Source organism: Pseudomonas fluorescens (assembly GCF_012974785.1).
GTDB lineage: Bacteria > Pseudomonadota > Gammaproteobacteria > Pseudomonadales > Pseudomonadaceae > Aquipseudomonas > Aquipseudomonas fluorescens_BT.
This window is the reverse complement of sequence record NZ_CP027561.1, coordinates 841,085-855,564: the sequence shown is the minus strand read 5'-3', so window position 1 is coordinate 855,564 and position 14,480 is coordinate 841,085. Positions and strand designations below refer to the sequence as shown.

General features: G+C 61.2%; 11 protein-coding genes. 2 read left to right on the top strand and 9 right to left on the bottom strand.

The genetic code is table 11. The annotated features are described in order from the left end of the window. Positions 1-157: 157 nt before the first annotated feature. From C6Y56_RS03675 to C6Y56_RS03665, 3 genes are read right to left on the bottom strand one after another with little or no spacing between them, the layout of a single operon-like run. Positions 158-1,726, bottom strand: coding sequence for an FGGY-family carbohydrate kinase (locus C6Y56_RS03675; protein WP_169428773.1), 1,569 nt, complete (start codon positions 1,724-1,726; stop codon positions 158-160). A 20-nt stretch (positions 1,727-1,746) separates the two neighbouring features. Beyond that, positions 1,747-3,342: a glycerol-3-phosphate dehydrogenase/oxidase gene (locus C6Y56_RS03670; RefSeq protein ID WP_169428772.1), complete on the bottom strand. Its 1,596-nt coding sequence runs from the start codon at positions 3,340-3,342 to the stop codon at positions 1,747-1,749. 5 nt (positions 3,343-3,347) lie between these two features. Continuing rightward, positions 3,348-4,943, bottom strand: a complete 1,596-nt coding sequence (locus C6Y56_RS03665) for an FAD-binding oxidoreductase (RefSeq protein WP_169428771.1) — start codon at positions 4,941-4,943, stop codon at positions 3,348-3,350. A 211-nt stretch (positions 4,944-5,154) separates the two neighbouring features. Between C6Y56_RS03665 and gliR the strand changes: the two genes are divergently transcribed. Both gliR and C6Y56_RS03655 read left to right on the top strand, forming a co-directional pair. Further along, positions 5,155-6,186: an AraC family transcriptional regulator GliR gene (gliR, locus tag C6Y56_RS03660; protein WP_169428770.1), complete on the top strand. Its 1,032-nt coding sequence runs from the start codon at positions 5,155-5,157 to the stop codon at positions 6,184-6,186. A 527-nt stretch (positions 6,187-6,713) separates the two neighbouring features. Continuing rightward, a complete protein-coding gene (locus C6Y56_RS03655; protein ID WP_169428712.1) occupies positions 6,714-7,856 on the top strand; it encodes an IS481 family transposase in 1,143 nt (380 codons plus the stop codon). 84 nt (positions 7,857-7,940) lie between these two features. Here the strand turns inward: C6Y56_RS03655 and C6Y56_RS03650 are convergent, their stop codons facing one another. From C6Y56_RS03650 to C6Y56_RS03625, 6 genes are all read right to left on the bottom strand, one after another. Further along, positions 7,941-8,309, bottom strand: coding sequence for a glyoxalase superfamily protein (locus tag C6Y56_RS03650; RefSeq protein ID WP_169428769.1), 369 nt, complete (start codon positions 8,307-8,309; stop codon positions 7,941-7,943). A 118-nt stretch (positions 8,310-8,427) separates the two neighbouring features. Next, positions 8,428-9,885: an N-acyl-D-amino-acid deacylase family protein gene (locus C6Y56_RS03645; protein WP_169428768.1), complete on the bottom strand. Its 1,458-nt coding sequence runs from the start codon at positions 9,883-9,885 to the stop codon at positions 8,428-8,430. Positions 9,886-9,910: 25 nt separating this feature from the next. Beyond that, positions 9,911-10,549: a YdcF family protein gene (locus tag C6Y56_RS03640; RefSeq protein ID WP_169428767.1), complete on the bottom strand. Its 639-nt coding sequence runs from the start codon at positions 10,547-10,549 to the stop codon at positions 9,911-9,913. Continuing rightward, complete coding sequence (locus tag C6Y56_RS03635; protein ID WP_169428766.1) at positions 10,546-11,253, bottom strand: HAD family hydrolase; 708 nt, start codon at positions 11,251-11,253, stop codon at positions 10,546-10,548. The genes C6Y56_RS03640 and C6Y56_RS03635 overlap by 4 nt, the downstream gene beginning before the upstream one ends. Then, positions 11,219-12,394 (bottom strand): MFS transporter, encoded by a 1,176-nt coding sequence (locus tag C6Y56_RS03630; RefSeq protein WP_169428765.1) that lies wholly within the window; start codon positions 12,392-12,394, stop codon positions 11,219-11,221. The genes C6Y56_RS03635 and C6Y56_RS03630 overlap by 35 nt, the downstream gene beginning before the upstream one ends. A gap of 64 nt (positions 12,395-12,458) precedes the next feature. Continuing rightward, entirely contained in the window at positions 12,459-14,180 is a 1,722-nt protein-coding gene (locus C6Y56_RS03625; protein ID WP_169428764.1) for a carbamoyltransferase family protein, read from the bottom strand. Positions 14,181-14,480: the final 300 nt, after the last annotated feature.

The window sequence follows — 14,480 nt, the reverse complement described above, 5'->3', positions numbered from 1 at the left end:
AGTTCTCCGATAGCGCCACGTGCATGGCGCAAAAAAGCGCCTCCGTCTCCTGTGGGAGCGGGCTTGCTCGCGAAGGCGGTGGGTCATTGAAACAATCGGTGACTGATACTCCGCTTTCACGAGCAAGCCCGCTCCCACAAGGGAATGTGTAGTTTTTCTAGGCCGGATAACCGGTGATCTTGCGGATACTCTGGTACAACGGTTTGAGCTGCCGATACATGCGCAGATAAACGTCCTTGTACAGTCGCTCATAGACCTTTTGCGCCTCGGGCTGCGGCTGAAACACCGCGCCGACCCGGGTCATCGCCGCTATCGCCGTGGGAAAATCTGCGTGCAATCCCAGCCCCACCGCGCAGCAAATCGCTGCACCCAGACCGGACGCCTCATAGACATGCGGACGCTCCGCCGCCAGGCCGAAGATGTTCGCCGTCAGTTGCATCGCCGCATCACTTTGCGAGCCACCGCCAGCAACCCGCAAACGGGTGACGGAGATCTTCGAGCGCTTCTCGATTTTCTCCATGCCCTGGCGCAACGCATAAGCCAGGCCTTCGAGGATCGCCCGGTAAATGTGCGCGCGGGTGTGCACGTCACCGAACCCGATCATTGCGCCTTTGGCTTCCACGCCCGGTTCGCGAATACCGGGCGACCAATAGGGCTGCAACATCAACCCCATGGAACCCGGCGGCACCGCATCGACCAGCGCATCGAACAGTTGCTCGGGCTCGATGCCCTGCGCTTTGGCCTGCTGCATTTCCCGCAGGCCGAACTCGTTCTTGAACCAGCTGACCATCCAGTAGCCGCGATAGATCATCACCTCGCAGTTGTACTGATCCGGCACCGCCGACGGGTACGGCGGAATCAACGGGACGATTTCCAGATAGCGCGAGCGGGTGCTGGTGATCGTCGCCGTGGTGCCGTAGGACAGGCACACCGTGCCCGAGTCGACGACGCCGGAACCGAGCACTTCACAGGCTTTGTCGGCCCCCGCCGCAATCAGTGGAATCCCCTCGGGGATGCCGGTGTGACGACTGGCTTCGGCGCTGATATGGCCGAGGGTTTCACCGGGTTTGTACAAGGTTGGCAGTTGCTCGGGACGCACCGCCAGCGCCTGCCATTTCCAGTCACGCGGCGCGGCCCAGCGCAGACGTTTGAAATCGAACGGCAGGTAGCCGACGCAACAGCCCACCGAGTCGACGAAACGCCCGCACAGGCGATGCGTGAGAAACCCCGAGAGCAGCAGAAACTTGTCGGTCGCCGCCCACACATCCGGTTGATGACGGGCGATCCAGTTAGCCTCGGCCTGGGCGCGAAAGTAATCCACCGTGGCCTGTGCGCCGACCAGTTTGAACAGCCAGCCCCACGGGCCCTTGATCGCGCCTTCGACTTCGCTCTGGCGTTGGTCGAGCCAGAGAATCGCCGGGCGCAGCGGCTTGCCCTGAGCGTCGACGTTGATCACCGTGCCGCGCTGGGTAGTCAGGGAAACGCCGGCAATCTGCGAGCGATCGATGCCGGTCTGCTGCCACAGCTGCTGACAGGCCTCGCCCAGTTTCGCCCAGTAATATTCCGGATCCTGTTCGGCCCAGCCCGGTTGCGTCGAGTAATAGGCCTGCAATTCAACCTTGCCCTTGCCGAGCAGATTGCCCTGCAAATCGAAGAGCAGCGCGCGCACGCTCTGGGTGCCATTGTCGATGGCCAGCAGGTAACGCTTGTTCGGGTGGTTGTCCATGGAGCTCTCTTCGAGGGGCATCACTGCGCGATATCCGGCAGGCCGTGATGACGTTGCCATAACGCCTGGTAGCGTTGCTGTTCCTGTTGCCAGCGTTCGTCGTCCCAGCCAAGCCGTGGCTGGCAGAGTTGGCGAATGGCCGGGAAATACTCCGCACCGCCATGGGGCAACAACAGGCCGAGACGGGTTCGGCGCAGCAGCAGGTCGTCCAGGTGCAAGACCATTTCCGCTTCGCAGGCGAAGGCCAATTCTGCCCACAAGGTGTCGGTGGCACCGACCGTTTCATGGCCCAGTTCGGTGAGCAGTTGCGCCAGCCTCGGCAGGTCCCGGCCATGTCGCCCGGCCAGCCGTCGCCATTGACCGGGACTGAGTCCGGGAATCGTCAGTGGCGGTACCGCAGCAAACACCGGCGCGGCATCATCGTCAAAAGAACGGCCGAGCATGTCGGCGCAGGCCTTGAGCACTTCGATGGCTTGCGGGCGGAACGTCGTGAGCTTGCCGCCGGCCAACGTGACGCAACCCGGCTCCTGCCACAGCACATGTTCCCGGGTTTCATTCGACGGCGTGTCCTGATGCTCGCCCGCCGCACTGCCCACCACCGGACGCACGCCGGACCAGGTTGAAAGCACATCGGCCGCTCTCACTTCAGCGCCGGGAAACTGCTGTCGGCAGGCGGCCAGCAGATAGTCGAGTTCTTCGGCGCTGATGCTCGCGCTCTGGTCCAGATTCTCGCGGTGATCGAGGTCCGTGGTGCCGACCACCGTGGCGCCTTCCCACGGAAAAACAAACACCGGACGCCGATCCCGCTCATGCAAAAACGTGAACGCCTGCGCCACCGGCAAGCGCCAGCCCGGCAGCAGCAAATGACTGCCGCGCAGCGGGCGCAACTGACGCGGCGCCTCTGGTGGGCGCAAGCGTTCGGCCCAGGCCCCGGTGGCCACCGCCAGTACACCACATCGCAATTGCAGCGATACGCCCGCTTCGCAGTCCTCGACCTGAACCCCGCACACCCGACCGTTTTCCCGCAGCAGATGTTCGACACGCATGCCGTTGAGCACCACCGCGCCGTCGGCCCGTGCTTCGCTCAACACGCGCATGACCAACCGAGCGTCATCGGTCAGCGCATCGACAAAACAGGTGCCACCCAGCAGGTCATGTTCTTTCACGCCCGGAGCGAGATAACGCAGTTGCTGCGCGTCATGGAAACGATGATCACGGCGCCCGGCCAATGCGTCGTAGATCGACAACAGACCACCCAGCACCCGCGGCCCGGGAAAGCCGCCGCGATAGTGCGGCATCATGAAGCTCATCGGTTCCACCAGACCCGGCGCTTCGTCAAGCAGACGCTGGCGCTCACGCACCGAATCGCGGGTCAGCCGCCACTGACCTTTGGCGATGTAGCGCAAACCGCCATGGACCATTTTCGAGGATCGGCTGGAGGTGCCCCAGGCGAAATCACGCTGTTCCAGCAGCAGGCAACGCCAGCCACGACGCGCGGCTTCACGCAGGATGCCGGCGCCGCTGATGCCGCCGCCGATCACGATCAGATCCCAGGTTTCAGCCGCCAGTGTCGGCAGGACTTGCTGGCGCCATTCGGCGTTCCAGTCCGCGCTCATGGCGGTCACTCCTGCAATAGCGTGCCGGGGTTCAGGCGCCCGGCCGGGTCGAAGTGCCGGCTCAGCGCCTGCAGGGTGTCCATCGCCAGCGCGCCTTTTTCGCCCGGCAAGTACGGTGCATGATCCTTGCCCACGCCGTGCTGGTGGCTGATGGTGCCGTGGTTGTCGACGATGGTCTGGCTGGCGGCGTGCTTGAGGGTCTTCCAGCGAGCGAGCGTCGCGGGATAGTCCGCCGCCGGACGAAACACGTAGGTGGTGTAGATGCTCGATCCTTCGCCGTAGACGTGGGACAGATGGGTGAACACATGCACCCGCTCACCCTCCGCCGCCAAGGCATCGCGCAGGCTGTTTTCGATCAGGTTGAGCAGGTTGTCGACGTTGCTCCAGTCGGTGGCAGTTTCGAGAGTGTCGACCACATAACCGGCGTTCCACAGGTTCTCCCGCAGGTACGGAAAACGAAAGCGGTTCTGCGCCCACTTCTTGCCCAGCAGGGTGCCGGTGAACACACCGCCGAACGCCTTCAGATGCTGACGGGCCTGGCTCAGGGACAACGCATTCTGCTTGCGATTGCCGGTCACGCCGAACGTCAGCAGGCACTTGCCCTGCCCGGCGCCGCGCAGGTTCAGGTACTTCTCCAGCCAGGCGATCTGTTGCGGATGGCCGGCCAGCGCCAGTTGGGTTTCAGTTTCCACCGCGTTGGACAGACGCAGCATCGACAGCGGCACCCGCGCCTGGGCCAGTTGCTGAATGGCTTGCAGCGCCTTGCTCCAGCTGGGCAGAAACACACCGTAAAAACGCTCATCGGCCGGCAGCGCGCTGACCCGCACCTTGACCTCGGAAATGATCCCGAAACGCCCCTCGCAACCCAGCACCACTTCGCGCAGATCCGGGCCGGCCGCCGAGGCCGGGAAGGTTGGAATCTGCAGCGGCCCGGCGAAGGTTTCCAGGGTTCCGCCGGCGAACAGTTGCTCAATCCGCCCATAACGCAACGACTGCTGGCCGCTGGAACGACTGGCCACCCAACCGCCCAGCGTCGACAGCTCCCACGACTGCGGGAAATGCCCCAGCGTGTAGCCACGGGCGCGCAATTGACTTTCCACCTGCGGCCCACTGGCGCCGGGACCGAAAGTCGCGAGCAAGCTTTGCTCATCGAGGTCGAGCAGACGATTCATCCGCGCCAGCGACACCGTCACCACCGGCCGCGCGGAGTCTGGCGGGTTGATGTGTCCGGCCACCGACGTGCCGCCGCCGTAGGGAATCAGGCACAGATCCTGGGCCTGGGCGAGCGCCAGCAACTGGCGGATGTGCTCGGCGGTTTCCGGGAACGCCACAGCGTCGGGATAGTGACCCAGCGCCCCCTCGCGCAACGCCAGCCAGTCCGGCAGGCTCTGGCCCCGGGCATGCAGCAAGCGATCATGGGCATCGATGCTGTACAAGGCGTGCTCTGCCAGCCGCGAGACCGGCACGCGGGCCAGCGCCGCTTCGAGTGTCGCATCGGGCAGCGCTCGCCCCTGCCCCAGTCGCTCATGGAGAAAACCTGCGCCCTGGGCCGGCAGTTCGACCACCGTGGTTGCATCTCCCCAGCCGTTCCAGCGTCGCATGCGTGTGTCCTTCTGTGCAGTCTGATCAGTGAGATTTCAGGCCCTCATACTAGTCAGCCGGCCGCAAGTGTCACGGTCGCATCCGGCCAGTTCGAGTAGCCAATTGAGTCAAACGTCGCGCAAGCGTCAGCCATTTACTTTAGTCGTGGATTCAAATTACCTTTCAGGGCGTTCATCCGCCCGTGGCGGCCTCGATCAAGGGAATTCGGTCATGCAATCGCTCGGCTTCACCTCCGTTCCGCCGCTGCTCAAGTACCTGCGCCATGCCGAACACCTGGGCCTGGCCATCGAGCCTGCGTTGGCGGCGGCCGGTTTGCAGGCGCAGCAGTTGAGCGACAACAGCCTGCGCCTGCCGGGTGAAACCCATGAGCGGTTGCTCGATTATTTCTGCGAGCACTCGGGTGATCCGTTGTTCGGTCTCAACGCCGCCAATTTTGTGCTGCCCAACTCCTGGAGCGTGCTCGGTTACATCACCATGAATTGCGCAACACTGGGCGACGCCATGAGCCGCATCATGCCGTTCGAAAAACTGGTGGGCGACATGGGCGTCAGTCGCGCCGAGGTGCAGGACAGCCACGTGCACCTGATCTGGAGCTGCCGCTTCGAACGCCCACGGATTCGCCGGCATCTGGTGGAAAACGTGCTCGGCTCCTGGCTGCAATACGCCCGCTGGATCGCCGACACCCAACTGTCGCCGGCCGCGGTGTGGCTGGAGCACTCACGTCCGGCGGACACGACGCTGACGCAGTACGAGCAGTTTTTCGAATGCCCGGTGCTGTTCGATCAACCGTATTCCGCGCTGATCGTGCCGTTGCCATATCTGCAGTTGCCGCTGCGCCAGGCCGATGCGCATTTGCTGCGCACGCTGGAGGAACACGCCCAGAGTCTGATGGCGACGCTGGAGGATGCGTCGCTGGAGCAGCGGGTCAAAAGCATCCTGCGCCAGTTGCTCAAGGAAGGTCTGCCGCGCAAGGAACAGGTGGCCGAACATCTCGCCGTCTCGGTGCGCACGCTGCAACGCCAGTTGCATCAGGCCGGCACCTCGTATCAGCAGATCCTCGATGACTTGCGCCAGGAGCTGGCCGAGCATTACCTGCTCAACAGCACCTTGCCGATTCAGGATATTGCGCAGTATCTGGGCTTCACCGAACCGCGCTCGTTTCACCGCACGTTCAAGAGCCGGCGCGGGATGCCGCCCGGTGAGTTTCGGCAGACTCACCGGGTCAGTGGTGGTGCCGAATGAGTGTGCGACTCACAGCCCCCCTCACCCCAGCCCTCTCCCAGAGGGAGAGGGAGCCGACCGCAATATGCTCACGATCTATGCCGACCTGAAAACGCTTCTGTGAATCCATAATCGCCACGATCTTTCAGGTCGATGTATGACGATAGACACCTCGGTCAGTCCCCTCGACCTTTGGAGAGGGAGCCGACCGCGAATTACTCACGATTTACGCCGACCTGAAAGAAATTCTGTGAATCCATAATCGCCACGATCTTTCAGGTCGATGTATGGCGATAAACACCTCGGTCAGTCCCCTCTCCACTGAGAGAGGGAGCCGACCGCAATATGCTCACGATCTATGCCGACCTGAAAACGCTTCTGTGAATCCATAATCGTCACGGTCTTTCAGGTCGGTGTATGACGATAGACACCTCGGTCAGTCCCCTCTCCCCTGGGAGTGTATGTACCGGAGACATGGTGGACAGGTGTTCGGAGACATGGTGGACACTTTTAAATAGACACATTGCTCATCGCGAAGGAGATGGCCTGTGTCTTGGGAAGAGGTGTCTACCGTGCAGCTACGTACAGAATTCGTGCTTTTGGCTCGGCAAGAAGGGGCCAATGTTCGGCAGCTTTGCCGTCGATTCAACATCAGCCCAAGCACTGCCTACAAATGGCTCAGCAGGTTTGAAAAATCAGGGGCCGAGGGGCTGAACAATCAGTCACGACGACCGAAGACGTCCCCCAAACGTTGTGCTGACGAGGTGGAGAAGCAGATTCTGATCGTGAGTCAGGAGTACGCGGCTTGGGGCGCTCGCAAGCTCAAACGCGTGCTGGAAGACAAAGGTTTAGCGATGCCTTCCGTCAGTACTGTGCATGCAGTTTTACAGCGTCATTCGCGCGTTGATCCAAAGGCTGCTGAGATCAAACCGTTTATCCGGTTCGAGCATGAAGCGCCCAACGATCTCTGGCAGATGGACTTCAAGGGCCATTTCAGCCTGAGTCAGGGGCGTTGCCATCCATTGACGATACTGGACGATCACTCGCGGTTTTCGATGTGTATCGCCGCGTGCGCCAATGAGCAGCGCGACACCGTCCAGGAGCATCTAATCCGGGTCTTTCGGCGTTACGGCTTGCCTTTGCGCATAACGATGGACAACGGTTCGCCCTGGGGTGACCAGACTGGGGTTTATACCGCGCTGGAAGTCTGGCTGATGGGGCAGGGCATCAAGGTAGGTCACTCCCGGCCTTATCATCCGCAGACCCAGGGAAAACTGGAGCGTTTCCACCGCAGCCTGAAGAGTGAAGTGCTGCAAGGTCGGCACTTCACGGACCTCAACAGCGCACAACAGGCATTTGATATCTGGCGTGATGTCTACAACCAGAAACGTCCTCATCAAGCGCTGGATATGCAGGTGCCGGCGACTCGCTACAGCAGCAGCCCTCGGGAGTATCAGGAGCAGCAAATGGCGCCGGAATACGCCGACGGAGATGTGGTCAGAAAGGTCCAGGTGAAGGGCGAGATTTACTGGAGGAACCGTGAATACTCAATCGGAAAAGCATTTCACGGGCTGTCGATAGCGATCAGGGAAACAGCGGAGGATGGCATCCACGATGTCTACTGGAGTAGACATCGTATCGCCCGAATCGACTTGAACTTGCAGATTGTTACGGCAGGTAAGAGGATCTAAAAACCGTCCACCATGTCTCCGAACATGTGTTCACCATGTCTCCGGTACATACAGGGAGAGGGTTAGGGTGAGGGGGCTTTTGGCTCAGAGGCTGATCGCGTTGGTAAACACCAGACGATTGCCGAACGGATCGGCGATGGTCATGTCCTGGCTGCCCCACGGCATGGCCTGGATGCCCGGGTGCGAAAACTTGTAGTTCTTCGCCAGCAGTTGCTGCTGGAACGCCTCCAGCTCATCTGTCTCGATCCGCAGGGCCGAACCCGGTGTCGCATCCCCGTGGTGTTCGGACAAATGCAGCACACACTCACCGCGCGAGACTTGCAGGTACAACGGGAAACCAGGCTCGAAGCGGTGCTGCCAGTCGATCTTGAAGCCGAGGAAGTCGACGTAGAATTCCACGGCCTTGGCTTCATCGAAGATCCGCAGGATCGGGGTGGTTTTGCCGAAGCTCATGGGGGTGCTCCCTGACTGATGGGCCCCGCCATGCAGCCGGGGTAGATGTCAGCAATTCGGCTTGGTGACCACTTTCTTTAGTCGCAATGTGCCATCACTGTGACGCAATCCGCGAAACTCAGTGAAAGTTGTCACGCAGATCACCCTCACGCGCCAGAAACCGCCCTGCCCTTTGCCCGTTGACCTGCCCCTCTCGATAACTCAAAACGCCGTTGATCCACACGCCATCGATGCCTTGCGCGGCACGTTGCGGGTCGGTGAAGTCCGCCACGTCATGCACGGTTGCCGGGTCGAACAACACCAGGTCCGCCCAGTGTCCTTCGCGGATCTCGCCCCGCTCCTTCAAGCCGAAGCGCGCCGCCGACAGACCGGTCATCTTGTGCACGGCGGTGTGCAGCGGAAATAGCCCGACATCGCGACTGAAATGGCCGAGCACCCGTGGGAAAGCCCCCCACAGGCGCGGATGGGGGAACGGGTCTTCCGGCAGGCCATCGGAACCAACCATCGACAGCGGATGGGCGAGGATCCGGCGCACGTCACTCTCGTCCATGCCGTAATACACCGCGCCGGCCGGTTGCAGGCGTCTGGCCGCGTCGAGCAGTGGCATCGTCCATTCGGCAGCGATGGCGGTCAGGTCGCGACCGCTGACTTCCGGATGAGGCGTCGACCAGGTGATGGTGATGCGGTGGGCGTCGGTGACCTGCTTCAGATCCAGCGTCGAAGAACTGGCCGCGTAGGGGTAGCAATCACAGCCGACCGGGTGGGTTTTCGCCGCCTCTTCCAGCGACGCGAGCAACTGCGCACTGCGTCCCCAGTTGCCCACGCCGGCACATTTGAGGTGGGAAACGATCACCGGCGAACGGGCGTGGCGGCCAATGCGAAACGCTTCGTCCATGGCCTCCAGCACCGGTTCGAATTCACTGCGCAAATGAGTGGTGTACACCGCGCCAAACGCATTCAATTCTTCGGTCAGTTGCATGACTTCATCGGTGGATGCAGAAAACGCACTCGCATACGCCAGCCCTGTGGATAAACCAAGGGCGCCCGCTTCCAGGCTTTCACGCAACTGCTCGCGCATCGCGGCGATTTCAGCGTCGGTGGCGGTGCGAAAAAGATCATCGAGGTGATTGCTGCGCAGCGCCGTATGCCCGACCAGCGCCGCGACGTTCAAAGTGGTGTTGGCCGCTTCGACCGCCGCGCGGTAATCGCTGAAACGTGGATAGACGAATGCGGCGGCAGTGCCGAGCAGGTTCATCGGATCCGGTGGATCACCCTTGAGACTGACCGGCGCCGCACTGATCCCGCAGTTGCCGACAATTACCGTGGTCACTCCCTGGCTGAGCTTGGGCAGCATCTGCGGCTGGCGGATCACCACGGTGTCGTCGTGGGTGTGCACGTCGATGAAGCCCGGCGCCAGCACACGGCCCGCGGCGTCGATCTCTTCCGTGGCGCGGGCATCGCCCGGATCGCCGATGCGCGCGATGCGGCCATCGAGGATTGCCACGTCAGCGGCGTAACCGGGAGTGTTGCTGCCGTCGATGACCAGGGCGTTGCGAATCAGTGTGTCGTACAGCATGTCAGTCTCCGGCGGCAGCGCGGCGTCAGTGTCTGCCTTTGATCAGATGGTGATCGAATCCTTGTTCGATCAGGTAGCGCCAGGCCACCTCGACTTCCTCGGGAATCACTTGCTCGACCTGAAAGCCCAGCGAAGGGTAAACCATGATCCGGTGGATATCGCCGACCATTTCGTCGATCAGTCCCAGGACCCCGATCAGGTTGCTGACCTCCCCCGGAAAACCGAACGACGGCGCATCCACCCAGGCCTCAAGCCCTGGCCATTGAACCGGCAAGGTCAACGCCACGCGCCGGATCGAATTCGGCTTGGTCAGGAACGTCGCCCGACGCACCTGCGGGAACAACGCTCGGGCAAACGCGATGTTCTCGGCGAAGTTGGTGGCGCGGGATTCGAGGGTGAACTGATCCGGCGAAACACCCTGCACCATGGCCCGTTGGGCAAAAATATCGGCTTCGGTGCGTTCCCACAAATGCTTCGTCCAGTTGCCGGTGTTGCCGGTAAACAACAGATGCGGGGCGACGCCTTTTTTCAGCAACTTACAGGCGTAATCACAGACCCGCAGGTCGTAGGAGCCGCACACCACAATCAGCTCGCACTCACTGTGTTGGCGTCCTGCTCCCAGGAAATTCCACAGGACGGTCGCGTGTCGCAAGGTCGGCGTCATGAGCGTGCGAACCTCTGGGCAACCTGCCCGCTGATAAACAGCCCGCCGTCGGCATAGAGGTGCGTATCCACCCCGCCCGGCGAGACCGGGAGCGCCGTGAAATCCGCGTACGTACGCAGTGCCCCGTGAGCGCTCAGCGTCGGATCGTCGCCGATACCGATGCACAGCGCGCCGCTGCTGACCGCTGATTGCACACCGCTGACGGAGTCTTCGAAGACCAGGCATTCATCGCTCTGACGCTCCAGTCGGGCGGCGGCCAGGCGATAAGGATCGGGAGCCGGTTTGCCGCTGCGCACATCGTCGCGGCAGACGATGCAGTCGAAAACCGACGTCAGGCCGTGCTGCTGCAGGACGTGGTCGACTCGCGCTCGCCAACTGCTGGTCACCAGCGCCAGCGGCACGCGCCCATTCAATTGGGCGATGAACGCAGCGACACCCGGCACCAGCGCACAGATCGAAACTTCTTCGAGGGCGTCGACTTCTTTCTTGATGGCCACACGCGTCTGTTCGTCGAACTGACCGAACAGGGCCTGCAGGGTGTAACCGCCCGGGCGGCCGTGAATGTGATCGTCGATGAACGCCTGATCGACGGCAACACCGTAGTTGCGCGCCACCGTGGTCCAGGCGAATTCGATGACCTCGCGAGACTGGATCAGCACACCGTCCATATCAAAGCAGACGGCTGTAAACGTTCGTTGTGTCATCGGTTGCACTTCGCATTTTCTGGTGAGCAATGAAGGCCAGCACGGTTCCCATCAGGGCAAACAACGCCATGACATACCAGGACCATTGTGGCTGCGTCTCGTACAGATACCCGGCAAATGGCGTGGCCAGGCCCATGGGCAAGGCAACCGCCAGCGAGTAATAGACACCCTGGGTAAAGACCTGGATATCGGGCGGGGCGTGATCGCGAATGCAGCGCATGATCGCCGAGTGATACGCCGCGAAACTCAGGGCGTGCAGACATTGCCCCAACAGGATCACCGGGACTGCATCGCTGTCGGAAAACAGCGCCCAGCGCGCCGCCGCACAGACACTGGAAAACATTACGATAGACAACGGTGAACAGAACGACAGGATTTTGTTGGAGAACGCGAAATAGGTGATTTCCGCGATCACCGCCACTGACCAGAACACCCCGATGGCGGTTGAAGAATAGCCTTTCACGCCCCAGCCAATCGACGCCGTGGAAAAGTACAGGGTGTGACTCAGCTGAATGAAACTGGCGGCGGCAATCGCAATCAACAGGCCCTTTTGAGCGAACAGCGCCTTCCAGTCGGGCCGCTTCGTCCCACGCTCGGCTGGTTGCAGATGCGCCAGCGTGACCTGACGCTTCAGCCACAGACACGCCAGCGCGGTGAGCAACATGCACACGGCAATCACCACCGGCACCCACGACTGGCTGTACTGCGCAAACAACAGACCGCCGAGGGTCGATGTCAGGATAAAGGCCGAAGAGCCCACCGCGCGGACCCAGCCATAGTTCTGCAGGGCTTGCTTGTCACGCTTGAGCAGATAGGACTCGGACAGCGGCAACACCACCATCCACAGCCCGCCAAACAGAATGCTCAGGCACACGAATCCCCACAGGTGCACCGGCAGGAAATAGAACAGCAACGTACACAACGCCGCCGAAAATCCGAGAATGGCCGCCAGCCGCAGTTGATCCACGCGCCAGTCGGCTACGTAGGTGATCAACACGCCGGTCACGACCTGGGGCCAATAGACCGCTGCGATCAGCAGGCCGATCTGGCTGGCGCTGAAGCCCAGCGAATTCAGCCAGGTCGGCCAGAACGGATAGATGATGCCTTCCGCGGCAAAGAACCCGAAAAAGATCAGATACATGGGTCAACCATACGCTCGATGCTCCTGAGCAGGGCTCCAGCGGAGCCCTGTAACCATCCGTCCATTATTCGAAGCGTTGCTGGGTGAAGCTGTTTTTGCCTTTGCGCCAGACAATCAGCGATTCACTCATCACCACCAGATCGACCATCCCGTCTTTCAGTGCATCCAGTGCATCCTGCGGCGAACAGACAATCGGCTCTTCATGGCGGTTGAACGAGGTGTTGATCAACGCCGCCTGACCGGTCCGCTCATGCCAGGCATTCAACAGACGATGCATGAATGCATCGCGCTGCGGGCGAATGATCTGCGGCCGCGCCGTGCCATCGATGTGCACGACTGCCGGACTGGCCTCGCTGAACTGCGGATGACAATCGTAGGTCATGGTCATGGTATCTGCCGCCACCTGGTCCTCGTCCCACCCGACATAGCAGGCCGCCGCGTGTTCGATGGCGGTGACCGGACCGAACGGCATGAACTCGGTACGGTGCATGCGCTTGTTCAGCCAGTCGTTCACTTCGCCATCCTGCGCGTGATAGACGATGCTGCGGTTACACAGTGAACGTGGCCCGAACTCCATCTTGCCCTTGAACATGCCCAGCACCTGATTCTCCATCAGTGCGTCGGTCAACACGTCGATGATGTTCGACGGGGTGTGGTAACCGAGCTCGGGATAGTTGCGATGGATCAGGTTGATGTTCTGCGAAACGCTGCGCGAGTCCGGCCCCAGGGTCATTGCCGGGTTCCTGAAACGGGTGCCGTTCTCCAGGTACGCCGCCCCGACGGCAGCCGCCAGCGCCAGCCCGCCATCGCCCATGCATGGCAGCACATAGACGTTTTTCACGCCGGGAATCTCGCGCAGGCGCTGGTTGAGTTTGACGTTGCCAAACACGCCGCCGGCCAGGCACAGGTTGGTGCTGCCGCGTTGTTCCAGATGATGTTTGACGATCGCCACCAGCAAGTCTTCGCTATGGCGCTGTACCGCAGCGGCGATGTCCTCCGGGGTTTCTTGGGAGAACAGGGTCTCCAGAGATTCGCTGTAATTGTTGTAGGACGGCACGAACAAGTCGCCGCAACTCGCCTTGATGCGCCCGTCTTCGAAACGGATCATCTGCTGCATCACCCCCAGCAACTTCTGCGGATCGCCGAACGCGGCCAGACCCGTGACTTTGCCTTCATGACGGTTCGGCTTGTAGCCCAGCAAGTGGGTGATCCGGCCGTAGAAGTAACCCAGGCTGTCGATGCTGGTTTCGCGTTGCAAAACCGTGGTTTCGGTCGGGCTGTACCAGGTCACGGTCAGGGACTGGAAGTCGCCGCGCCCGTCACAGGTCAGGGTCAAGGCCTCATCGAACGGCGAACAGACATAAGCACCGAGGGCATGGCATTCATGGTGATCGATGTAATACGCCTTGCCGGCCAGGCCATTGGCGGCAATGTACCGGTCGAATTCGGCGCGCTTCTCTTTATCGTTTCGGACTTCATCGGTGACACGCTGGCGGAACTGCGCCAGGCCCTCGGGGTTGTTCCGGACCTCTTCGACGATCCGGTCGAAATACAACTCAAGGTGTTTATCGGCGTTGAAACCGGCATTCCATCCGTAAGCCACGTAGTCGAGATCTTCCAGTGACACGCCAGCCTGGCTCAACACAAACTCGATGGACCTGGCGGGCCAGATCTTGTGGTCCTTGATACGGGTGAAACGCTCTTCGCTGACCGCCGAGAGAATCTGACCATCGCGTACCAGGCAAGCGCCCGACAAATCGTTATTGGTAATGCCCAAAATGACCATAACTACTCCTTGTTCTTGCCAATTTCGCGGATGAGTGTGCCCACGACCCAAGAGCGCAATGCTCCGGCCAGGGCGCTTGGCGCCGTGTCATGAACCGTGAGGAGGCGAAATCGTCTGATTCGCCCGGGATATGCCTTTACGAGCAGGCAGCAGAGGTGCGTATTGCCATCGCAAATTCCTTTTGCAAAAAAATTCCACGGGCGTTACCCACCGACCTGGCCTCATGGCCAGACAACCAGTGGGTGCCCGCTGTCCTACAAACCGGCCAGCTGCGTTGGCCATGCCTGTGCGGGAATCAGA

Bases quoted from the DNA above. Each gene is read 5' to 3' on its own strand.
- gliR (WP_169428770.1), top strand. From the start codon at position 5,155: ATGCAATCGCTCGGCTTCACCTCCGTTCCGCCGCTGCTCAAGTACCTG.
- C6Y56_RS03650 (WP_169428769.1), bottom strand. From the start codon at position 8,309: ATGAGCTTCGGCAAAACCACCCCGATCCTGCGGATCTTCGATGAAGCC.
- C6Y56_RS03675 (WP_169428773.1), bottom strand. From the start codon at position 1,726: ATGGACAACCACCCGAACAAGCGTTACCTGCTGGCCATCGACAATGGC.
- C6Y56_RS03625 (WP_169428764.1), bottom strand. From the start codon at position 14,180: ATGGTCATTTTGGGCATTACCAATAACGATTTGTCGGGCGCTTGCCTG.
- C6Y56_RS03645 (WP_169428768.1), bottom strand. From the start codon at position 9,885: ATGCTGTACGACACACTGATTCGCAACGCCCTGGTCATCGACGGCAGC.
- C6Y56_RS03635 (WP_169428766.1), bottom strand. From the start codon at position 11,253: ATGACACAACGAACGTTTACAGCCGTCTGCTTTGATATGGACGGTGTG.
- C6Y56_RS03665 (WP_169428771.1), bottom strand. From the start codon at position 4,943: ATGCGACGCTGGAACGGCTGGGGAGATGCAACCACGGTGGTCGAACTG.
- C6Y56_RS03630 (WP_169428765.1), bottom strand. From the start codon at position 12,394: ATGTATCTGATCTTTTTCGGGTTCTTTGCCGCGGAAGGCATCATCTAT.
- C6Y56_RS03640 (WP_169428767.1), bottom strand. From the start codon at position 10,549: ATGACGCCGACCTTGCGACACGCGACCGTCCTGTGGAATTTCCTGGGA.
- C6Y56_RS03670 (WP_169428772.1), bottom strand. From the start codon at position 3,342: ATGAGCGCGGACTGGAACGCCGAATGGCGCCAGCAAGTCCTGCCGACA.